This window comes from Dasania sp. GY-MA-18, assembly GCF_024734385.1.
GTDB classification, from domain to species: Bacteria; Pseudomonadota; Gammaproteobacteria; order Pseudomonadales; family Dasaniaceae; genus Dasania; species Dasania phycosphaerae.
In genome coordinates this window covers 13,719-36,698 of sequence record NZ_JANHAP010000003.1, presented here as the reverse complement: position 1 = coordinate 36,698, position 22,980 = coordinate 13,719, and the positions used below count along the sequence as shown (strand labels likewise).

General features: G+C 46.3%; 22 protein-coding genes. 20 read left to right on the top strand and 2 right to left on the bottom strand.

From position 1 onward, the window contains the following. Positions 1-2: 2 nt before the first annotated feature. A complete protein-coding gene (gene dnaN / locus NO559_RS04340; protein WP_258330569.1) occupies positions 3-1,109 on the bottom strand; it encodes a DNA polymerase III subunit beta in 1,107 nt (368 codons plus the stop codon). 50 nt (positions 1,110-1,159) lie between these two features. Further along, positions 1,160-2,584 (bottom strand): chromosomal replication initiator protein DnaA, encoded by a 1,425-nt coding sequence (gene dnaA / locus NO559_RS04335; protein WP_258330568.1) that lies wholly within the window; start codon positions 2,582-2,584, stop codon positions 1,160-1,162. 528 nt (positions 2,585-3,112) lie between these two features. Between dnaA and rpmH the strand changes: the two genes are divergently transcribed. The 20 genes from rpmH to glmS all read left to right on the top strand — a co-directional run bounded on the left by rpmH (position 3,113) and on the right by glmS (position 22,864). Further along, positions 3,113-3,247 (top strand): 50S ribosomal protein L34, encoded by a 135-nt coding sequence (gene rpmH, locus NO559_RS04330; RefSeq protein ID WP_258330567.1) that lies wholly within the window; start codon positions 3,113-3,115, stop codon positions 3,245-3,247. A 19-nt stretch (positions 3,248-3,266) separates the two neighbouring features. Further along, a complete protein-coding gene (gene rnpA, locus NO559_RS04325) occupies positions 3,267-3,635 on the top strand; it encodes a ribonuclease P protein component (RefSeq protein ID WP_258330566.1) in 369 nt (122 codons plus the stop codon). A 17-nt stretch (positions 3,636-3,652) separates the two neighbouring features. After that, positions 3,653-3,895, top strand: coding sequence for a membrane protein insertion efficiency factor YidD (gene yidD / locus NO559_RS04320; protein ID WP_258330565.1), 243 nt, complete (start codon positions 3,653-3,655; stop codon positions 3,893-3,895). 2 nt (positions 3,896-3,897) lie between these two features. Continuing rightward, complete coding sequence (gene yidC / locus NO559_RS04315) at positions 3,898-5,580, top strand: membrane protein insertase YidC (RefSeq protein ID WP_258330564.1); 1,683 nt, start codon at positions 3,898-3,900, stop codon at positions 5,578-5,580. A gap of 129 nt (positions 5,581-5,709) precedes the next feature. After that, on the top strand, positions 5,710-7,092 hold the full coding sequence (mnmE, locus tag NO559_RS04310) for a tRNA uridine-5-carboxymethylaminomethyl(34) synthesis GTPase MnmE (RefSeq protein ID WP_258330563.1): 1,383 nt from the start codon (positions 5,710-5,712) through the stop codon (positions 7,090-7,092). Between the two features lie 582 nt (positions 7,093-7,674). Next, entirely contained in the window at positions 7,675-9,582 is a 1,908-nt protein-coding gene (mnmG, locus tag NO559_RS04305; RefSeq protein WP_258330562.1) for a tRNA uridine-5-carboxymethylaminomethyl(34) synthesis enzyme MnmG, read from the top strand. Further along, positions 9,582-10,214, top strand: a complete 633-nt coding sequence (gene rsmG, locus NO559_RS04300; protein ID WP_258330561.1) for a 16S rRNA (guanine(527)-N(7))-methyltransferase RsmG — start codon at positions 9,582-9,584, stop codon at positions 10,212-10,214. The genes mnmG and rsmG overlap by 1 nt, the downstream gene beginning before the upstream one ends. A gap of 41 nt (positions 10,215-10,255) precedes the next feature. Beyond that, positions 10,256-11,047, top strand: a complete 792-nt coding sequence (locus tag NO559_RS04295) for a ParA family protein (RefSeq protein ID WP_258330560.1) — start codon at positions 10,256-10,258, stop codon at positions 11,045-11,047. A gap of 28 nt (positions 11,048-11,075) precedes the next feature. Further along, a complete protein-coding gene (locus tag NO559_RS04290; protein WP_258330559.1) occupies positions 11,076-11,978 on the top strand; it encodes a ParB/RepB/Spo0J family partition protein in 903 nt (300 codons plus the stop codon). Positions 11,979-12,236: 258 nt separating this feature from the next. Then, a complete protein-coding gene (locus NO559_RS04285) occupies positions 12,237-12,632 on the top strand; it encodes an ATP synthase subunit I (RefSeq protein ID WP_258330558.1) in 396 nt (131 codons plus the stop codon). A 56-nt stretch (positions 12,633-12,688) separates the two neighbouring features. Then, positions 12,689-13,615: a F0F1 ATP synthase subunit A gene (gene atpB, locus NO559_RS04280; protein WP_258330557.1), complete on the top strand. Its 927-nt coding sequence runs from the start codon at positions 12,689-12,691 to the stop codon at positions 13,613-13,615. Positions 13,616-13,671: 56 nt separating this feature from the next. Then, positions 13,672-13,911 carry a F0F1 ATP synthase subunit C gene (atpE, locus tag NO559_RS04275; RefSeq protein ID WP_019528668.1) on the top strand — a complete coding sequence of 80 codons (240 nt, stop codon included), beginning with the start codon at positions 13,672-13,674 and terminating at the stop codon, positions 13,909-13,911. Positions 13,912-13,971: 60 nt separating this feature from the next. Further along, positions 13,972-14,442: a F0F1 ATP synthase subunit B gene (locus NO559_RS04270; RefSeq protein WP_258330556.1), complete on the top strand. Its 471-nt coding sequence runs from the start codon at positions 13,972-13,974 to the stop codon at positions 14,440-14,442. 24 nt (positions 14,443-14,466) lie between these two features. Further along, a complete protein-coding gene (locus NO559_RS04265; RefSeq protein WP_258330555.1) occupies positions 14,467-15,003 on the top strand; it encodes a F0F1 ATP synthase subunit delta in 537 nt (178 codons plus the stop codon). A gap of 97 nt (positions 15,004-15,100) precedes the next feature. Further along, entirely contained in the window at positions 15,101-16,645 is a 1,545-nt protein-coding gene (gene atpA / locus NO559_RS04260) for a F0F1 ATP synthase subunit alpha (RefSeq protein WP_258330554.1), read from the top strand. A 59-nt stretch (positions 16,646-16,704) separates the two neighbouring features. Beyond that, positions 16,705-17,568 carry a F0F1 ATP synthase subunit gamma gene (atpG, locus tag NO559_RS04255; RefSeq protein ID WP_258330553.1) on the top strand — a complete coding sequence of 288 codons (864 nt, stop codon included), beginning with the start codon at positions 16,705-16,707 and terminating at the stop codon, positions 17,566-17,568. A 63-nt stretch (positions 17,569-17,631) separates the two neighbouring features. Further along, positions 17,632-19,029, top strand: coding sequence for a F0F1 ATP synthase subunit beta (gene atpD, locus NO559_RS04250; RefSeq protein WP_258330552.1), 1,398 nt, complete (start codon positions 17,632-17,634; stop codon positions 19,027-19,029). A 47-nt stretch (positions 19,030-19,076) separates the two neighbouring features. After that, positions 19,077-19,499, top strand: coding sequence for a F0F1 ATP synthase subunit epsilon (locus NO559_RS04245; RefSeq protein WP_258330551.1), 423 nt, complete (start codon positions 19,077-19,079; stop codon positions 19,497-19,499). Positions 19,500-19,627: 128 nt separating this feature from the next. Beyond that, positions 19,628-20,995, top strand: coding sequence for a bifunctional UDP-N-acetylglucosamine diphosphorylase/glucosamine-1-phosphate N-acetyltransferase GlmU (gene glmU, locus NO559_RS04240; RefSeq protein ID WP_258330550.1), 1,368 nt, complete (start codon positions 19,628-19,630; stop codon positions 20,993-20,995). A 36-nt stretch (positions 20,996-21,031) separates the two neighbouring features. Beyond that, positions 21,032-22,864, top strand: a complete 1,833-nt coding sequence (gene glmS, locus NO559_RS04235) for a glutamine--fructose-6-phosphate transaminase (isomerizing) (protein ID WP_258330549.1) — start codon at positions 21,032-21,034, stop codon at positions 22,862-22,864. Positions 22,865-22,980: the final 116 nt, after the last annotated feature.

The following is a 22,980-nucleotide window of genomic DNA, read 5'->3' as shown; positions in this document are numbered from 1 at the left end:
GCTTAAAGCCTCATAGGCATAACAACGTAACGCGAATCACCCTGCTCTGATTCTTCTAGCAAGGCACTGCTATTAGCATCTGATAGCGATAGTTTTACCGTGTCGCCGCTAAGCACCGCCAGTACATCTAGCAGATAGCTAACATTAAAGCCTATTTCCAGGGCCTCACCGGCGTAATCGACGTTTACTATCTCTTCCGCCTCTTCCTGCTCAGGGTTGTTGGCGATGATTTTTAAGCTGCCATCGCTAAGCAGTAAGCGCACACCGCGATATTTTTCATTAGAGAGTATGGCTGTACGAGAAAAGGCTTGGCGCAAATCATCCCGCGAACCGAAGATAGCCTTGGTGCTCTGCTTGGGTAATACGCGATCGTAATCTGGGAATTTGCCATCTACCAACTTAGAGGTAAAGGTAAAATCAGCTGTGGTGGCACGTATATGGTTAGAACCTATAACCACTTCTACCTCTTGATCTTCGTTGATTAACAAACGTGATAGTTCGATTACCCCTTTGCGCGGCAGTATGACCTGCATCTGCTCAGCGGCATCGATAGGGGCCTCCAGTGTACACATAGCCAAACGGTGACCGTCGGTGGCGACCATGCGCAAGTGGCCGGCGTTAACTTCCCATAGCATGCCGTTGAGATAATAACGCACATCTTGCTGCGCCATAGCAAAGCTGGTTCTATCAATTAAACGCTTTAAATCACCCTGTTTAACCACAAACTGCTGGCTGCCTGGGCTTTGCTCTACATTGGGGAAGTCGGCGGCAGCTATAGCTGATAAAGAGAAGCGGCTGCGGCCCGCACGTACGGTGACTCTATCATCGGCCACGGTAAACTCTATATCGCTGCCATCGGGTAAAGATTTACAAATATCGGCTAGTTTGCGTGCCGGCACAGTGATTTCACCACCGGCAGCGGGCATTTGCTCTAGCGCTACGCGCCCCACCAACTCAACTTCAAGGTCGGTACCGGTAATCGATAGCTGATTGCCCTCTAACACCAACATCACATTCGACAATATCGGCAATGTATGGCGGCGTTCAACAACACCCGCAACTAGATTAAGCGGCTTTAATAGGGCGTCTCGGGAAATCACAAATTTCATTATTTGATCTCTATGTTTTTATGAATGAGTTAGTGGTTTAGTACTACTTATTATGTGGTTAAGGTGCGCAATAAATTTTGGAAATCTTCCCGTATATCGGAGTTTTCTTCGCGCAATTCATTAATTTTTCTGCAGGCATACAACACCGTAGTGTGGTCGCGCCCACCTAAGCTATCACCTATTTCTGGCAAGCTGTGATTGGTCAGCTCTTTGGCTAAGGCCATGGCCATTTGCCTGGGCCTGGCCACCGAGCGGCTGCGCCGTTTCGACAACAGGTCTGACACCTTAATTTTGTAATACTCAGCCACCACCTTGAGGATGTTATCCAGGTTGATGAGCTTATCTTGTACTGCCAGTAAATCTTTTAGCGACTCTCTAACCAGCTCTACGTCTATGGCTCTACCGGTAAAGTGAGCACTTGCTATCACCCGTTTAAGGGCACCCTCTAAATCCCTAACATGTGAGCGTATACGCTGGGCAATAAAGAAAGCAGCATCAGCCGGTAAACTGATATTAGACTGTTCGGCTTTCTTTAACAGTATCGCTACCCGGGTTTCTAGCTCTGGCGGCTCTACCCCTACGGTTAAACCCCAGCCAAAACGCGATTTTAGGCGCTCTTCTAAACCGGCAATCTCTTTTGGAAAGCGATCACAGGTTAAGATCATCTGCTGGCCACCCTCTAATAAGGCATTAAAGGTGTGGAAAAACTCTTCCTGGGAGCGCTCTTTGCCCGCGAATAACTGTATATCGTCTATTAACAATGCATCGACGGTACGATAATAACGCTTAAATTCATTAATGGCATTAAGTTGCAGGGCTTTAACCATATCGGCAACAAAACGCTCTGAAGGTATATAAACCACCTTGGCCTCTGGGTTGCGCTCCAACAGAGCATTACCCACCGCATGCATTAAGTGGGTTTTACCCAGGCCCACACCGCCGTATAAAAACAGCGGGTTATAGGCATCACCCGCGCTTTCGGCCACCTGTTTGGCGGCAGCTCTGGCGAGTTGGTTAGACTTACCCTCTACAAAGGTATCAAAGGTGTAGTTAGCAAATAGCTTAGTATCGTGATGTATGCCGCCCTCAACCTCGACTTTGCGGGTCTTTTTAACCGGCGAGCTATTTTGGGTGCTGTAGCGTGGTTTACTAATAATTGTGGCTGGCTGGGTGTTTTCGGGTGTAGCTTTGGCGCTGCTGCTGGCCATCCGTTTTCTAAAGGTGGGGGGCTGAGCGTTAATTTCCAGCTTTACCTCTAGCGGCGCGGCGCTGCACAACTCCGAGACCAGCTCGTTGATGCGCTCCATATATTTGTCGCTCACCCAATCTTTTATATAGCGATTAGGCGCAGACAGGTGAATGACATCACTAACATCAGTATTAACTTTTAGCGGGCGTATCCAAGTATTAAACTGCTGTGACGGCAATTCATCCTGTAAATAGTTAACGCATTGTTGCCAAATAGACGCAGGCAAAAATAACTCCTTGGATATACGCAATAGGTAATGAGTAAGATATCAGCTGAACAAGCACTTATTATTATGGCCTGCCAGGCTTTTTAATAAGCTGTGATAACACTACAGGGCAGGCTCTCAACAAGGGCCAAATTGTACTCTGCAAACAGCAACTTATCCACAAAAAATATACGCTACCCTCTTTGCTAAAACTCTTATAAATCAACAACTTAAGAAAAAAACTCGACAGCAACGCAAAAAAAATTTTTTTTTACTAACCTGTGCATAAAGCTGTGGATAACAAACCTAAAAACTGTGTAAATAGCGTCCAAAACCCTGTATAAAAACAACCACTACATATAGTGGCATCGATGCATACATGCTTCTATATATAGGTAGTTAGATTTGAGGGGGAAATTGCCTGAAATACACACAGAAACAAATTGATATTAGTAGGGCTTTTCTCTAGAATGCGCGGTTCTTCGCAGGGGGTCAGCCTGATATCTTGTGAGATCGAACGTTCGAACTTTAGCTTATTGGATTTTTGTCATGAAAAGAACATTTCAACCTAGCAACTTAAAGCGCAAACGCAACCACGGTTTTCGTGCTCGCATGGCTACTAAAAACGGTCGTGCTGTAATTGCTCGTCGTCGCGCTAAAGGCCGTAACAGCTTATCTGCGTAAACTTTAGTTGCTGCCGGTTATGGCCGACTACGCCTTTGATAAATCTAGACGTCTTTTAAAGGCCTGTGACTTTAAGCCAGTATTCGATAATGCTGTTTTTAAAGTTTCATCAAAAGAGCTATTACTTCTTACTAAACCTAATCAACTGGATCACCCTAGATTAGGTTTAGTAATAGCTAAAAAAAATGTTCGTTTAGCGGCGCAACGCAACCGTGTTAAACGCATTATCAGAGAAAGTTTTCGGCTAAACCAAGCTAACATCCCTGCCTTAGATATTGTTGTACTGGCTAGGCACAGTATAGATGCAATGGATAATGCTACCTTGCATAAACACCTTGCGAAATTGTGGCAACAGCTGCAGCGCAAAGCCAACCGTAAACCTCAGTAGCAGAAATAAGGCCACCTATGCGCCGACTATTTATTAGCTGCATCAAAGCCTACCGTTATTGCATTAGTCCTTTTATAGGAAGGCACTGTCGTTTTTACCCCAGTTGTTCCAGCTACGCCATAGAAGCCATAGAAAAACATGGAATACTAAAAGGTTGTTGGCTGATGCTGCGCCGACTGTTACGCTGTCACCCTTTTAATCCCGGCGGTTATGACCCCGTTCCGGATACCCACCTACACCCTGAGCAATCTACACAATAATTATGGACTTAAAACGTTATCTATTGATTGGAGCCATCGCGGTTCTTTCTTATATGTTATTGATGGAGTGGAGCCAGTTTAGAACCGAGCACAGTGCTCCGGTCTCTAACCAAGCAGCCCCCGCATTGAATAACAATAGCAATGCAACGGCAGCTAACAGCGGTTTTATCCCCAGTGAAACCAGCACTCAGGATGACTTCCCCTCAGCCACGGCTGACCAACACAGCGCACCGGTAGCAACTGTAATCCCCAGCGCTAACAATATAGAAGTCAGCACCGACACCTTAAAAGTCCGTATTAACCCCTTAGGTGGTGACATTAACTTTGTGGCCTTGCCTAAGCACTATGCCGCTATCGATACCCCCGACCAGCCCTTTGTATTATTAGAGCAAGGACCTGTTCGCACCTATATCGCGCAAAGTGGCTTGATTGGTAAAAATGGCACCGACACGCGCAAGGGTAGACCATTATTTAGCTCGGCCCAGCAACAGTATCAATTACAACAAGGCGCAGATGAGTTAGTTGTCGATTTACAGTTAACCACCGCAGACAATGTAAACATCACCAAACGCTTTACGTTTAAGCGCGGCAAGTACGTTATTAATGTCGATTACCTGATCAACAACGGCAGCGCGCAAAACTGGAGCGCCGGTATGTTTGGCCAGCTTAAGCGCGATAGCAGCAAAGACCCCGGTGCCGATACCAGTGGCATGGGCATGGCTCCCTATTTAGGCGCTGCTTTTACCTTAGTGGATGAGCCTTATAAAAAGGTTAGCTTTGACGATATGGCAGAGACGCCTTACAAAGATACTCGCCAAGGTGGTTGGGCAGCACTAATCCAGCACTATTTTTTAAGCGCCTGGATACCTGACCCCAATGCCACTAATAGCTTTTCTACCGTTAAAACCGCCGATGGCTTTAACCTAATACGCTTTACCGGCCCCGCGGTAGAGGTTGCTCCGGGTCAACAAGCCACGATTAGTTCGCGCTTTTATGCCGGCCCCAAAGATCAATATAAGTTGGAAGAGATTTCTCCCGGCCTAGAACTCAGTGTGGACTACGGCTTTTTATGGCTACCAGCACAGGGCTTGTTCTGGTTGCTTACCAAAATTCATGCCCTATTCGGTAACTGGGGTGCGGCTATTATAGGCGTTACCTTATTAGTGAAAGCGGCCTTCTTCCAGCTTAACGCCAAAGCCTATACCTCTATGGCGAATATGCGCAAAGTACAGCCCAAGCTATTAGCACTGCGCGAGCGCTATGCTGACGATAAAGCCAAGCAATCGCAGGCCATGATGAAGTTATACAAGGATGAAAAAATAAATCCTTTAGGTGGCTGCTTACCCATCCTAGTGCAAATGCCTGTATTTATTTCTTTATACTGGGTATTAATGGAAAGTGTAGAGCTACGCCATGCACCCTTTATGTTATGGATAAATGACTTATCCGCCATGGACCCCTATTTCATACTGCCGTTGATTATGGGTGTGTCTATGTTTATCCAACAAAAACTTAACCCACCGCCACCCGACCCTATGCAGGCCAAAGTCATGCAGTGGATGCCAGTATTGTTTACCTTCTTCTTCCTGTTCTTCCCGGCCGGTTTAGTATTGTACTGGGTAGTAAACAACGTACTCTCGATTGCGCAGCAGTATGTGATTACCAAGCGCATAGAAAACAGTTAGCAAAAACGAAAACTAAAAAGGCTGCATTTGCAGCCTTTTTTATATCTGGCGATTAAGCCTTACAATGATTGCAATTGGCCTGATACAGCCCAAACTTCTTAAACACTTTTATTGTTGATAAGCCGCATTATGAATAGCAACTCCCTAGACACCGACACCATAGCCGCCCTGGCCACCCCACCCGGCCGTGGTGGCGTAGGCATCATCCGCGTCTCTGGCCCCAAGACACTAGCCATAGCCCAGCAGATCACCAACAGCCAGTTAAAACCACGCTACGCCCATTACGGCAGCTTCTATGAAAGCAAGGGCGCTAACAGCAAAGAAGTGTTAGATGCGGGTATCGCCTTATTTTTTGCCGGCCCCAACTCCTTTACCGGCGAAGACGTATTAGAGCTACAAGGCCACGGTGGCCCCATACTCCTAGACTGCTTATTGAGAGAAGTCATGAAACTAGGGGCGCGCCTAGCCAGGCCGGGTGAGTTCTCTGAGCGTGCCTTTCTCAATAATAAAATTGACCTAGCCCAGGCCGAAGCCATTGCCGACCTAATCGATAGTGCCTCAGAACAAGCTGCTAAAAACGCCCTGCGTTCACTACAGGGCGAGTTCAGCAATAAGATCAACACCTTGGTAGAGCAGGTTATACAGCTACGCATCTATGTAGAGGCAGCGATAGATTTCCCCGAGGAAGAAATTGATTTCATCGGTGATGGTAAAGTCGCCAACGACCTGCAGGGCATTATCGATCAGCTCAATCAGGTTTTTAAGCAAGCTAAGCAAGGGGCCTTACTGCAAGAAGGCATGACCGTGGTAATAGCCGGAAAGCCTAATGCCGGTAAATCCAGCTTGCTTAACGCCCTATCAGGCCGCGACAGCGCCATAGTTACCGAAATAGAAGGCACCACCCGCGATGTACTGCGTGAGCAAATACAAATCGATGGCATGCCATTACACATCATAGACACCGCTGGCCTGCGCGACAGCCCCGACATAGTAGAGCAAGAAGGCATACGCCGCGCCTGGGATGAAATACGTAAAGCCGATAGAATTTTACTGGTCGTCGATAGCAGCCAAAGCCAAGAAACCGACCCATTTAAACTTTGGCCGCAAGCCGCTAAAGAATTTGTCGATTTAACTCACATCACAGTTATCCACAACAAATGTGACCTCAACCAATTATCCTCTGAGTTAATAGAAGGCGAGCACAGCCTGATAAAACTCTCCGCCAAAGCCGGTGATGGTATAGAGTTGTTACGCCAGCATTTAAAAAATTGCATGGGCTATAGTGGTGCCGGTGAAGGCGGTTTTACCGCTAGGCGCAGGCATATAGATGCCCTAGAAAAGGCGCAAGGCGCTCTATTGGCAGGGCAACAGCAGCTGACTGAGTTTGGTGCTGGTGAACTATTAGCGGAAGATCTACGCCTATGCCAAAACGCACTTAGCGAGATTACCGGTGAATTCACCCCTGATGACTTACTAGGCAAGATCTTTTCTAGTTTTTGTATAGGTAAGTAGCAGCCGCTAGTTCACAGTCTACAGTCGCTAGCTTAGTTAAAACTAGAGACTGTAGACTAGAGCCTCCCCCTCCCCTTACAGCCCCTTACCCACAACTTATACACAGCTTGCAGCAATACTTATTGTAAAAAATAAATTTAATTATTTTTCTGTGGATAAATCCGGCTAAGCGCTGTGTAAAAACCCTTGAAATCACTTTTATAAAAAAGGCTATTTATAACTATAAATTATCACCTGTGGATAAACAGGCCTTTTATGCACAGCTCATTGAGAGCTTAATACCAGCAGATACAGCGTTGATACAGGCTTTTTATTTCGTGTAAGGCATTGATTTTATTATATTTAAATTGCTTATACACAAAATATGGGCTCAGTAATAACAATAACAACAATAGATATATTCATATATATAAAATAATAAATTTAATAACCTTTAAAAAAACAAAAAATATAAAACTTAACTGTACAAAAAAACAACAACAACTCTTTGCGCTAGCTTGAGAATAAGCCGTATAATGGCCGCCCTTTTGACCCCCAGCTAAAACAGGCTAGGGTCTGCTAGATTATTTACTGAGATACACTGTGAATTACCCTGATCATTTTGATGTTATTGTTATTGGCGGTGGCCATGCTGGAACTGAGGCCTGTTTGGCCGCAGCGCGTATGGGGGCAAAAACCTTATTGCTATCCCACAACATCGAAACCTTGGGGCAGATGTCCTGCAACCCCGCTATTGGTGGCATAGGCAAAAGCCATTTAGTCAAAGAGATAGACGCCCTGGGTGGCGCCATGGCTAGGGCTACCGACCTAGGCGGTATTCAATTTCGCACCCTCAATGCCCGCAAAGGCCCAGCAGTTAGGGCCACCAGAGCCCAGGCTGACCGCGCCCTGTACAAGGCGGCGATACGGGATATATTAGAAAATCAGCCCAATCTCAGTATTTTTCAGCAAGGTGTCGATGATCTCATCATTGAAGGTGAGACCGTCAAAGGGGTAGTCACCCAAATGGGGCTAAAGTTTTTTGCCCCCAGCGTAGTATTGTGTTCAGGGACTTTTTTAGGCGGCAAAATCCACATAGGCATGGATAATCACTCCGGTGGCCGTGCCGGTGATCCGCCGTCCATAGCCTTGGCCGACCGCTTGCGGGAATTGCCTTTCAATGTAGAGCGCTTAAAAACCGGCACCCCGCCGCGTATCGATGCTCGCTCGGTTAATTTTGAGGGCCTAGAACCACAGTGGGGCGATAAGCCTGAGCCGGTCATGTCGTTTATGGGCTCGCTGGCACAACACCCCGAACAAGTCTGCTGCTGGATTACCCACACCAATGAGCAAACCCACGAGATTATTCGCAGCGGTTTAGATCGCTCACCCATGTATACCGGGGTGATTGAAGGCGTGGGGCCACGTTACTGCCCCTCCATAGAAGACAAAATCCATCGCTTTGCCGATAAAAACAGCCACCAGATTTTTATCGAGCCCGAAGGCCTGCGTACCCACGAGTTATACCCCAACGGTATTTCCACCAGCCTGTCCTTTGATGTGCAATTTGAATTAGTGCGCTCGATTAAGGGCTTTGAAAATGCTCATATCTCGCGTCCAGGCTATGCCATAGAGTACGACTTTTTTGATCCTCGCGATTTAAAGTACTCCTTAGAAACCAAATTTATTAGCGGCTTATTTTTTGCAGGCCAAATCAACGGCACCACCGGTTACGAAGAGGCGGGCGCGCAAGGTTTGTTGGCCGGTTTAAATGCCGCCCGCAAAGCGCAGGGCCAAGACAGCTGGTGCCCACGTAGAGACGAGGCATACATAGGCGTGATGGTAGATGACTTAATCTCCATGGGGACTATGGAGCCCTACCGCATGTTTACCTCCCGTGCTGAATACCGCTTAATCTTACGAGAAGACAATGCCGATTTACGCCTTACCGAAATAGGCCGCAACCTAGGTTTAGTGGGTGATGAGCAATGGCAGGCCTTTAGCATTAAGCGCGAGGGTATAGAAAAAGAAGCTGAACGTTTAGCGCAAACCTGGGTGCAACCCAAAACCGAAGCTGGCGATAAAGTAAATACCTTGGTCGATACCCCCATTACCCGCGAATACAGTTTAATGGATTTACTAAAACGCCCCGGCATTAGCTATAGCGATATAGCCAGTGTTAAAGGCGAGGCGGTAAGTTGCGCGCAGGTGGCCGAGCAAGTAGAAATCCAAGTTAAGTACGCCGGTTATATCGATAGGCAAACCGAAGAAATCGACAGGCTGCGCCGTTACGAGAATACCCTACTGCCCGATGAATTTGATTATTCGGTCATCGAAGGTTTATCCAACGAGGTTAAGCAGAAACTGATTGCTGCCAAGCCCGAAACCTTAGCGCGAGCTTCACGTATACAAGGGGTGACCCCCGCGGCGGTATCGCTGTTGCTAATCTACTTAAAAAAACAAGGTTTGTTAAAGCATACCGGTAATCAGAACTCACAAAAGTCCGCTTAATGTCAGAACAATATCGTACGATTTTAGCCGCCGGTGCCGAGGCCCTAGGCCTCACTTTAGATGAAAAAGTGATGGCGCAATTGCTGGCCTATCACCAATTGCTGATTAAGTGGAATAAAGCCTACAACCTTACCGCTATACGCGACCCTCTGGAAATGGTCAGCCGTCACCTGTTGGATAGCCTCAGTATCGCAACCTTAATTCGCGGCCAGCGTTTTATTGATGTGGGCACCGGTGGCGGTTTGCCCGGCATAGTACTGGCCATACTCTACCCTGAGCGCAGCTTCGATTTGCTGGATAGCAACGGCAAAAAAACGCGGTTTTTATTTCAAGTGAAAACCGAATTAAAGCTAGCCAATGTGGCGGTTCATCATTGCCGAGTAGAGAGCCACCATCCCGAGCAGCTCTATGATGGTGTGTTATCGCGAGCCTTCGCCACTCTGGAAGATATGGTACAGGGTAGCCAGCAGTTACTTGCTGATGATGGCCGCTTTTATGCGATGAAAGGGGTTTATCCCACAGAAGAGTTGAGCGCGGTGCAAAAAACTTATAAGGTCGATGCCTGTCATCCCCTTGATGTGCCTCATAGTGACGGCCAACGTCATTTAGTGGTTATGTCCAAACAGCGCTGAGCGCTATAAGTGCGTTACAGCATAATAATTAGGAACTCGTTTTGGGAAAGATACTAGCCATTACCAACCAAAAAGGCGGCGTAGGTAAAACCACCACCTGTGTAAATTTGGCCGCCTCCTTAGTGGCTACCAAAAAAAAAGTGCTGCTTATAGACTTGGACCCCCAGGGCAATGCCACCATGGGCAGCGGCATAGATAAAAATGATGTCGAAGCCAGCCTTTACGATGTGCTGGTGCTGGGCAAGGGCGTGGCTGAGGTCAGTGTGCACGGTGAAAATGCCGGCTATGACATAGTCCCCTCTAACTCCGACGTCACCGCCGCCGAAGTCGAATTACTCGATATAGAAAATAAAGAATACCGGCTGCGCGATGCCTTAGCGGTGGAGCGCGCCGCTTATGACTATGTGATTATAGACTGCCCACCGTCGCTGAATATGCTCACGGTTAATGCCTTGGCGGCGGCCGATGGCGTGATTATCCCCATGCAGTGTGAGTACTATGCACTGGAGGGCTTGGCGGCGCTAATGGATACCATTAACCAAATCCAAGAGTCGGTAAACCCCAGCTTGCAGATAGAAGGCTTGTTGCGCACCATGTACGACCCCCGCAATAGCCTGACCAAAGACGTTTCCGACCAGTTGCTGGAGTACTTTGGCGACAAGGTTTACCGCACCTTTATCCCCCGTAATATACGTTTGGCCGAGGCCCCCAGCTTTGGTATGCCTGTGTTGTTTTATGACAAACAATCCAAGGGTGCAGTGGCCTATTTGGCCTTGGCGGGTGAAATGCTGCGCCGCAGCGATAAAGAGCAAACCGCAGCAGCAGTCGAATAACTAAGACAAATACCAGGTGTAATACACAATGGCAAAAAAACGTGGCTTAGGGCGTGGCCTTAACTCTTTGATTAATAAAAACAAACCGCAGGCTACTGCCGAGGCCGACGAGGCTGTAGTTGAGTTGGCTGAGCCGCTAAGCGGCGACGGTTTATTGCGGGATTTGCCGGTAGAAATCATCCAGCGCGGTAAATACCAGCCGCGCCGGGATATGCACCCCGAAGCCCTAGAGGAATTGGCCGCCAGCATTAAAACCCAAGGGGTGATGCAGCCCATAGTGGTGCGCCCTATCGCCGATCAACGCTATGAGATTATCGCCGGTGAGCGCCGCTGGCGTGCTTGCCAGTTAGCAGGCCTGGATAAAATCCCCGCGTTAATTCGCGAGGTGCCCGACGAAGCGGCCATTGCCATGGCGCTAATCGAAAATATACAACGCGAAAACCTCAACGCCATGGAAGAGGCTATAGCCTTGTATCGCCTGCAACAAGAGTTTGAACTTTCTCAGCAAGAGGTAGCCGATGCGGTGGGCAAATCCCGCAGCACCATCGCTAACTTACTGCGTTTAATGAATTTGCGTGAAGATGTGCAGCGCCTGTTAGAGCATGGTGACATAGAGCTGGGCCACGCCAAGCTACTATTAGCCCTACCCTTGGATCAGCAATCGGCGGCTGCCAGTACCATCATCAGCAAGGGTTTGTCGGTACGGCAAACAGAAGTGCTCATCAAACAGCTGCAAAGCGAAGATGCAAAACCTAGCGGCAAAGCCAAGCAAGACTCGGTTGATGGTGATATCGCCAAGCTGGAAACTGAGCTATCGGAAAAAATTGGCGTGCCGGTTACGTTACAGCATGGTGCTAAAGGTAAGGGTAAGTTGGTTTTAAAATACAACAGCCTGGATGAACTAGATGGCATTTTAAGCCATATCAAATAGCTGCTTACTACATATAGTGGTTTATATAAAAATGTGATCAATATCTGGTTGGCTGCGGGAGTAAATGCTAACCGCCTGTGCTAAGCCCCTAAAATACTGGGCTAGCAGCGCTTTGCTGGCGGGGCTTAATTCACTAATAGAGTTGAATCACCTGCGTAAACTACCTATAATGCGCTCCGCTTTGCTGGGCCTTGGCTCAAGGCTGGGCGATTACTAAGTTGGTTAATAGGCATACAGAGATAATAAGGTGAGAGGCAGTTGCAACCATCCACTGCTCCAGTAGCCAAGCTCAAGAAACCCAGGCTCTTAGTAATATTTGCACTACAAATTTTCGTGTTGTTGATTCTATTACTGGCTGCTTGGCTATTAGCTTTAAGTGAATTAACAATATATAGCGCCTTGATAGGCGCCGGCATATTTATAGGGCCAAATGCATATTTTTCATTTTATGCATTTCGCTATGCTGGTGCGCGAGCTGCCCCACAGGTGGCGCAGTCTTTCTATCGAGGCGAGGCGGGTAAGTTTGTTTTAACCGCGGTAATGTTTGCAGTTAGTTTTGCGGTAATGAGGCCCATCGATGTGGTCGCCGTATTTCTAACATATATTTTTTTTATGGTGCTGACTTGGTTGTTAGCATGGCGGGCAACGCGCTAGGCTGTTTGAGTCGTTGTTTAAAGCATTAATTTGATGAAGGTTTTCGAGAGATATTCATGGCAGGCGATACCCTAACCACTGAAAGTTATATCAAGCACCATCTTACCAATATGACCTACGGCAAATTACCTGCCGGTTATGTAAGAACCTCAGCCGATGGTGAACAGCACACTCTGGCAGAGGATACTTGGACCTTAGCCCACAACAGCGAAGAAATGGCTGACATGGGTTTTATGGCGGTGCATGTAGACTCTATGTTCTGGTCTATCACCTTGGGTTTAATCTTCTCGTTTATTTTTGCCAAAGTTGCCAGAGGCATGCACTCAGGTGTGCCCACAGGTTTGCAAAACTTTATCGAAATGATTATTAACTTTATCGATAGTACAGTTAAAGATACCTTCCATTATAAAAATGCTTTAGTTGCGCCTATGGCATTAACTATCTTTATCTGGATATTCTTTATGAACTTGATGGATTTAATCCCCGTGGATTGGATTCCGTCGTTTATGATGTGGGCCACAGGCGATCCGCACTTCTATTTCAAAGTGGTACCTACCACTGATCCCAATATTACTTTGGGTATGGCAATCACAGTATTTGCCCTAATGATTTTCTTTACCATTCAAAATAAAGGCTTTATGGGCTTTGTTAAAGAGTTAACACTGCACCCTTTTCATGCGCCTAAATGGTACGTCAATATATTCTTAATACCTGTTAACTTAATCCTAGAGTCAGTGGCTTTGATCGCTAAGCCTATCTCATTAGGTTTACGTTTGTTCGGTAACCTCTACGCGGGTGAAATGATCTTTATTCTTATTGCTGCCATGTTTGGTGCTGGGTTGTTCCTAGGTGCTTTAGCTGGCGTATTGCAAATGGGTTGGGCGATATTCCACATCCTGGTTATCGCGTTACAAGCTTTTGTCTTCATGGTGTTAACTATCGTTTATATGGCGATGGCGCATGATGTGGACGAAGAACATTAAGAAAGAATTTTTAGATTTAACTTTTAACTTTTAGCTTTAATATTTGGAGAAAAACAATGGGTCTTGCATTAATTGCTGTTGCTCTTTTAATTGGTTTAGGTGCTGCTGGTACTGCTATCGGTTTTGGTCTTTTAGGCGGTAAATTGCTTGAAGGTTCAGCTAGACAGCCTGAAATGGCTCCTATGCTACAAGGTAAAATGTTCCTTATCGCTGGTCTATTGGATGCGGTTCCAATGATCGGTGTAGGTATCGGCATGTACGTATTGTTCGTAATCGTTCCGACTTTAGCTGCATAATTAGGTTAGAAACGGTTTACTAACTCTTACTTATAAATGCAAAGAAGCTGAGGTGTCGGCGTGAACATTAATCTGACTTTAATTGGCCAGTCCATTACATTCCTACTGTTTGTATGGTTCTGCAAAGCATTCGTTTGGACTGCTATACGTAGTGCAATGGATGAGCGCGAAGCGCAAATTGCAGATGGCCTAGAAGCTGCAGACCGTGCTGGTAGAGATTTAGAACTAGCACAGGAAAAAGCAACACAACAACTTCGCAAGGCGAAAGAAGAAGCGGCCAGCATCATAGATGCTGCAAATAAGCGCGCTACTCAAATCGTTGAAGAAGCCAAAGATACGGCTCGCGAAGAAGGTGATCGCTTAAAAGTTGCAGCCCAAGCTGAAATCGAGCAAGAAGCTAACCGTGCAAAAGAACAATTGCGCGGGCAAGTTGCTAGCTTAGTGTTGGCAGGTGCCGAAAAGGTACTTGAGAGCTCTATCGATGAAGCACAACATAAAGCACTAGTTGAAAAACTAGCTGCAGGTCTGTAAAGGCCAGGTGTAGACGAGGTTATTATGGCTGAATTAAGCACCCTGGCGAGACCCTATGCAAAAGCAGCATTTGAGTATGCTGATAGTGCTAATGCGTTGGCTGAATGGTCAACGCAATTAGCAACAGCGGCCGCCGTTGCTCAAGCAGATACTATCAAGAAGGTGCTAGCGTCACCTTCCTTGACGTCTGAACAACAAGCACAGATTTTTATTGATGTTTGTGGTGATGCGTTAACGGTTAAAGCACAAAACTTTATTAAAGTGTTAGCAGAAAACAAGCGTTTAAGCTTGTTAGCTGAGATTTATGCACTGTATGAAGCCTTTAGAGCTAACCGCGAAAAAACAGTTGATGTTGATATCGCCACCGCTTTTGAACTGGATGCCGATTTACAAGATCAATTAGCAAAAGCTTTAACAAGCAAGCTAGAGCGCGAAGTAAGAGTACAGGCGAATATCGATAAAAGCTTAATTGGTGGTGTGATTATACGCGCTGCTGATGTAGTGATAGACGCTAGCATACGCGGTCGCTTAGCTAAGCTTGGCGAGGCGATGAAAGCTTAATACGTTTTAGGTTTAGGTTATTAATGATAGACATTAGTAACGACTAACTAGCACTCCTGGACAGATATCCCTAAACAAAGGGATTGAGGAAAAGAACATGCAACAGCTGAATCCATCAGAGATTAGCGAAATTATCAAAGGCCGCATCGACCAATTAGATGTAGCAAGTGAAGCCCAAAACGAAGGTACTGTTGTTTCTGTAACCGACGGTATTATTCGTATCCATGGTCTTACCAATGTAATGTTTGGTGAGATGATTGAGTTTGAAGGCGGCGTTTATGGTATGGCGCTTAACCTTGAGCGCGATTCAGTAGGTGCCGTAGTGTTGGGTGGTTACCAAACCTTAGCTGAAGGCCAAACTTGTAAGTGTACTGGCCGCGTACTAGAAGTACCGGTAGGCCCTGAACTACAAGGCCGCGTAGTAGACGCATTGGGTAACCCTATAGACGGTAAAGGTCCTCTTGCTAACAAGACGACTGACTTTATCGAAAAAATCGCACCGGGTGTAATCGACCGTCAATCGGTAGATGAGCCTGTGCAAATTGGTTTAAAAGCCGTTGATGCAATGGTACCCATCGGCCGTGGCCAGCGTGAGTTGATCATCGGTGACCGCCAGGTTGGTAAAACAGCGATTGCTGTTGACGCCATCATCAACCAAAAAGATTCTGGTATTAAATGTATCTATGTTGCGATAGGCCAAAAGGCTTCATCTATCGCTTCAGTAGTACGTAAATTAGAAGAGCACGGCGCAATGGAGCACACCATTATTGTTGCCGCTACCGCTTCTGACCCAGCGGCTATGCAATACTTAGCGCCTTTCGCTGGTTGTACTATGGGTGAATACTTCCGTGACCGCGGTGAAGATGCCTTGATCATTTATGATGATTTGACCAAGCAAGCTTGGGCTTACCGTCAAATATCTCTACTACTACGTAGACCACCAGGCCGTGAAGCCTACCCTGGCGACGTATTCTATTTGCACTCGCGCCTATTAGAGCGTGCTTCTCGTGTAAATGCTAACTACGTAGAGAAGTTCACCAACGGTGAAGTGAAAGGTAAAACCGGATCATTAACTGCATTGCCATTAATCGAAACGCAAGCAGGCGACGTATCAGCTTTCGTACCGACTAACGTAATCTCTATTACCGACGGTCAGATCTTCTTAGAAGCCGACATGTTTAACAGTGGTAACCGCCCTGCTATGGATGCTGGTATTTCTGTATCCCGTGTTGGTGGTTCTGCACAAACTAAGATTATTAAAAAGCTGTCAGGTGGTATTCGTACCGCTTTAGCACAGTACCGTGAGCTTGCGGCTTTCTCTCAGTTTGCCTCTGACCTAGATGATGCCACTAAGGCACAGCTAGACCACGGTGCGCGCGTAACTGAATTAATGAAGCAGAAGCAATATGCACCACAAAATGTTGCTGAAATGGGCTTGATGATTTACTGCGCTAACGAAGGCCACTTAAACGATGTCGATGTTGCCAAGATTGGTGACTTTGAATCTGCCCTACTCTCTTTCATGAACAGCGAATACGCTGACACTATGAAAGCCATCGCAGCAAAAGGCGATTGGAACAGCGACTTTGAAGCAAAATTCAAAGAAGGCATAGAGAAGTTTAAGGCTACGCAAACTTACTAATTTTTAGTGGGCTTAGAGTTAAGGCTCTAAGCCCATAAAAAATAATTTAGGTTATTTATATGGCAAGCGGAAAAGAAATACGGACTCAAATATCGAGTATCCAAAGTACGCAAAAAATTACTAGCGCAATGGAAATGGTTGCCGCTAGTAAAATGCGTAAGGCACAAGACCGCATGAATGTGGGCAAGCCTTATGCGCAGCGTATACGCTCGGTAGTGGGTCATATTGCTAACGCAAACCCTGAATACAAGCATATGTATATGCTACAGCGCGAAGTAAAACGCGTTGGCTTTATTGTGGTTTCAACCGATAGAGGCCTGTGTGGTGGTCTAAACATTAACTTGTTTAAAGCCGCTATCAAAGGCATGAAAGAATATGCTGATCAAGATATAGAAATTGATCTGTGTTTAATCGGTGCTAAAGCGGCAGCATTTTTTAACAGCTACGGCGGTAATGTAATTGCTGCTATACGCGATTTAGGTGAAGACCCTGTTCTGTCTGACTTAATCGGCGGCGTTAAAATCATGCTAGATGCCTATGCTGAAGGCAAAATCGATAAGCTGTATTTAGTCGGTAACGAGTTTGTAAACACCATGACACAAAACCCACAAGTTGAGCAGTTATTGCCTTTACTTGCGGAAGAAAACAAAGAGCTAAAGCATCACTGGGATTATTTATACGAGCCCGATGCGCAAGAGTTACTAGATGGCCTATTGGCTCGCTATGTGGAGTCGCAAGTCTATCAGGCCGTGGTTGAAAATGGTGCCTGTGAGCAAGCTTCGCGTATGTTGGCAATGAAAAACGCCACCGATAATGCGGGCGAGCTAATTGACGATTTACAGTTGGTTTACAACAAAGCACGTCAAGCTGCTATTACCCAAGAGCTTTCTGAAATTGTAAGTGGTGCTGCTGCGATTGCTTAATCGCGTTGGCAAATAAAACGAAAAGTTTTTTAAATTTTAAAATATTGGTAAGAGGATCCGGAAATGAGTAGCGGACGTATCGTACAAATAATAGGCGCGGTAATCGATGTGGAATTTCCACGCGATGCAGTACCGCGTGTTTACGACGCACTGACGGTCACAGAAAAAGGTTTAACCTTAGAAGTTCAGCAACAATTGGGCGACGGTATTGTGCGCGCAATTGCGATGGGTTCATCAGAAGGTGTTAGCCGTGGTCTTTCAGTTGATAACACTAACGCGCCAATTTCTGTACCGGTAGGTACTGAAACTTTAGGCCGTATCATGGATGTGTTAGGTAACCCAATTGATGAGTGTGGCCCTATAGGTGAAAAAGAGCGTGCCTCTATACACCGTAAAGCGCCAGCTTATGACGAGTTATCTGCATCTGAAGAATTGCTAGAAACTGGTATCAAAGTAATCGACTTGGTTTGCCCATTCGCTAAGGGTGGTAAAGTTGGTTTATTCGGTGGTGCCGGTGTTGGTAAAACCGTAAACATGATGGAGTTGATCAACAACATCGCACTAGAGCACAGTGGTTTATCTGTATTCGCCGGTGTTGGTGAGCGTACTCGTGAAGGTAACGATTTCTATTACGAAATGCAGGAATCTGGCGTTGTAAACGTTGAGAACTTCTCTGAATCAAAAGTTGCCATGGTTTATGGTCAGATGAATGAGCCACCAGGAAACAGACTACGTGTTGCCCTGACTGGTTTGACCATGGCTGAAAAATTCCGTGACGAAGGTAAAGACGTATTATTGTTTATCGATAATATCTACCGCTATACCCTAGCGGGAACCGAAGTATCTGCACTACTAGGCCGTATGCCTTCTGCGGTAGGTTACCAGCCTACACTTGCTGAAGAGATGGGTGTATTGCAGGAGCGTATCACTTCGACTAAGACTGGTTCCATCACTTCTATCCAAGCGGTATACGTACCTGCGGATGACTTGACTGACCCCTCACCTGCTACCACCTTTGCTCACTTAGATGCGACGGTTGTACTTTCACGCGATATCGCTTCTAAAGGTATATACCCTGCGATTGACCCATTGGACTCTACTTCACGTCAGCTAGATCCATTAATCATAGGTCAAGATCACTATGATGTTGCACGTGGTGTACAGACTGTATTACAGCGTTACAAAGAGCTGAAAGACATCATCGCCATCTTGGGTATGGATGAATTGTCTGAAGAAGATAAGCAAACCGTAAACCGTGCTCGTAAGATTGAGCGTTTCTTATCTCAGCCTTTCCACGTTGCTGAAGTATTCACTGGCTCGCCCGGTAAGTACGTATCTTTGAAAGATACTATTGCCAGCTTCAAAGGTTTATTGTCAGGCGAATACGATCACATCCCAGAGCAAGCGTTCTACATGTGTGGCGGTATAGACGAAGTATTAGAAAAAGCGAAGAAGATGTAAGAGAGCTATGCTCTCTTACTACCCGTCTTTAATTAGAGGTTTAAAAAATGGCTATGACTGTACATTGCGACATCGTTAGTGCTGAGGAAGAGATCTTCTCCGGCCTAGTCGAAATGCTAGTAGCAACCGGTACCTTGGGTGACTTGGGTATTAGCTACGGCCACGCGCCATTGTTAACTTCGCTACAACCAGGCCCTATACGCATTAAAAAGCAAAATGGTGAAGAAGAGGTTTACTACGTTTCTGGTGGATTCCTTGAAGTTCAACCAGGCGTAGTTAGTGTATTAGCCGATACGGCTATACGCGCTAATGATTTGGATGAAGCTGCCGCCGCTGAAGCGCAAAAAGAAGCAGAGCACGCCTTAGCAAATCAAAGTGCTGACTTTGATTATGGCAAAGCCGCTTCACAATTAGCTGCCGCTGCTGCGCAATTGCGCACCATACAGCAAATTCGTAAGAAAATGGGCTAGTAGTGATAACTAACAAGTAATCGCATTAAAGGGTGGCTTAGGCTACCCTTTTTTATTCATTTAAAAATAATAAAGCAATACTTACGCTGTAGTGAGTAAGCATTTACCACACTTTGAGGGAAACAAAAGTGGCACATGAAGTTGTTATTTTAGCGGCCGGCCAAGGCACGCGTATGCGTTCGAAACTACCTAAGGTTTTGCACCCAGTGGCGGGCAAGCCCATGTTAGGGCACGTGATTAGCAGCGCAAAAACCATAAATGCGCAGGCCATACATGTGGTAATAGGCCATGGCGCAGAACAAGTTAAAGCCAGCATTACAGATGACGTTAACTGGGCAATACAAGACCAGCAGCTAGGTACTGGCCATGCGGTGGCGCAAGCCCTACCCTTGCTGCAACCCGATAGCACTGTGCTGATTGCCTATGGTGATGTGCCCTTAGTGCAAGCTCAGACCTTACAAAAATTGCTAGACCTAGCCAATGAAACGACGCTGGCATTGCTCACGGTTAACTTAGCCGACCCTACCGGTTATGGTCGCATAGTGCGTAACGCGCAAAACGAGGTAACCGCAATCGTAGAACAAAAAGATGCCAGCGCAGAGCAATTAGCCATAGCAGAAGTCAACACCGGCATTATGGCTGTAGCGGCAAAGCATTTAGCGACATGGTTGCCCGCACTTTCTTCTGAAAATGCCCAGGGTGAATACTACCTCACCGATATTATTAGTATGGCGGCAGAACAAGGAATAGCGGTCAAAACCGAACAACCCGAATATGAATGGGAAGTACAAGGTGCCAATAACCGCGAGCAAGTCGCTGAATTAGAGCGCTACTATCAATTGCAGCAGGCCAAAGCATTGATGGCAGCCGGTGCCAGTTTGGCGGATCCACAACGTATAGATGTGCGCGGCAAGCTAACCGTAGGGCAGGATGTGAGCATAGATGTAAACTGCGTGTTTATCGGTGAGGTAGAGCTGGCCGATGATGTGGTTATAGGCCCTAACTGTGTAATAGAAAACAGCCGCATAGGCCTAGGCACTGTGGTTAAAGCCAATAGCATCATAGAGCAAAGCGCTATCGCCCAATATTGCGATATAGGTCCTTTCGCCAGGTTAAGACCGGGTACACAATTAGCTGACAAAGCAAAAATAGGCAATTTTGTCGAAACCAAAAAAGCCATTATTGGTGCAGGCAGTAAAGTCAATCACCTAAGCTATATAGGCGATTGCACTATAGGTGTGGCAGCCAATATAGGTGCGGGCACCATTACCTGTAACTATGACGGTGTGAATAAATATCAAACCCATATTGGTGATGGCGCATTTATAGGGTCTAATAGCGCTTTGGTTGCCCCTGTAAACATAGGCAGTATGGCCACCGTTGGTGCGGGCTCTACCGTCACTAGCGACGTAGCAGAAAATAGTTTGGCAGTAGCCAGAGGCAAACAGCGACAAATCAACAATTGGTCGCGACCCGTCAAAAAAGACAAGAAATAGTAAGCCCTCTAAACAATCATTGCTTGGATAAATAGTATGTGTGGAATAGTTGGTGCTGCAGCACGTAGAGAAGTAGCAGCCATTTTAGTCGAAGGTTTAAAACGCTTAGAGTACAGAGGCTATGACTCGGCTGGTGTGGCGATTATTAATCATCAAGGCGAAATAGGTTGCCATAAGCGCTTGGGCAAAGTGGCGGTATTAGATCAGGCCGTCACAGAGCAACCCTTGGCAGGCTCTTTAGGTATTGCCCACACACGTTGGGCTACCCACGGTAAACCTTCGGAAGAAAACGCCCACCCTCACCTCTCCAATAATGAAATTGCCTTGGTGCATAACGGCATTATAGAAAACCACGAACAATTGCGTGAGCAACTAACAGCCCAAGGTTATGTGTTTGTATCGCAAACCGACACGGAAACTATTGTTCATTTAATTCACTCTATTATGAAAAAGGGTGAAGATTTATTTAGCGCCGTGAAGTTAGCCGTAGAGCAATTAGAAGGTGCTTTTGGCCTAGCCGTAATTCATAAAAACGAACCCGAGCGCATAGTCTGCGCCCGCAGTGGTAGCCCTTTAGTGCTGGGCTTAGGCATAGGTGAAAACTTCTTAGCCTCAGACCAGCTGGCTCTGCGTCAAGTTACCGATAGATTTATCTATTTAGAGGAAGGCGACTTTGCCGTTTTAAGTCCAGACAGCTATGACATTTATGATGCCCAAGGCGAGCCCGTTAAGCGTAAGCTAGTGCAATTAACAGATAAAACCAAAAGCGCCGACAAAGGTCAGTACCGGCACTATATGTTAAAAGAAATATACGAACAGCCTGAGGTGATTAAAGACACCTTACGGGGACGTATCTCTAAAGATAAGATTTTAGAACAAGCCTTTGGTGCCCAAGCTAAAGAAATTTTCGATAAAACCAAGGCCGTACAAATTATAGCCTGCGGCACCAGCTATCACTCAGGCATGGTGGCTAAATACCTTATTGAAGGTATAGCTGGCGTACCTTGTCGGGTAGAGGTAGCCAGTGAGTTTCGCTACAGAAAATTTGTAGTACAAGATGACACACTAATCGTTACCATTTCTCAATCGGGTGAAACAGCCGACACGCTAGCGGCCTTACGCTTAGCTAAAACCTTAGGCTATGCCGCCACCATGACGATTTGCAACGTGGCGCAAAGCTCATTGGTGCGCGAATCCGATTTAGCACTAATGACAGAGGCCGGCCCCGAAGTAGGTGTGGCGTCGACTAAAGCGTTTACTACGCAATTAGTTGCCTTGGTACTACTAACTATAGCTTTGGGTAAGCGCAATGGCTTAAGTGCTGAGAAAGAAGCAGAAATGGTAAGCAGCCTGCATCAATTACCGCAAATACTTAGCGAAGTATTAACGCTGGATCAATCCATAGAAAAAATGTCCGAAGCCTTTGCTGATAAACATAACGCCTTATTTTTAGGGCGCGGTGTGCAATGGCCAGTGGCTATGGAAGGTGCGCTCAAGCTTAAAGAGATTTCCTATATACATGCCGAGAGTTATCCTGCCGGTGAGTTAAAGCACGGGCCTTTGGCACTAGTCGATAGCGAAATGCCTATAGTGGCAGTAGCGCCTAATGATGAGTTGTTGGAAAAATTAAAATCTAACCTAGAAGAGGTGCAGGCCCGCGGTGGTGAGTTATTTGTATTTGCCGATAATAACTCAGGCTTTAGCAGCGGTGACGGTATTACTGTGATTAAACTGGCACCCGTACCAGAGTTAATCGCCCCTATTGTTTACACCATCCCCTTACAGCTATTGTCATATCATGTCGCAGTATTAAAGGGTACGGATGTAGATCAGCCACGCAACCTGGCTAAGTCGGTAACAGTGGAGTAAAAAGCCTCTAGTTGGTAGTCGCTAGTGTTGGAGAACATTAAAGTTGTTAATAAAACAATATAGTTATTAACAGGCCAATAAAGTTGTTAACTATTGCCATCTGAGCTACCTTAGAA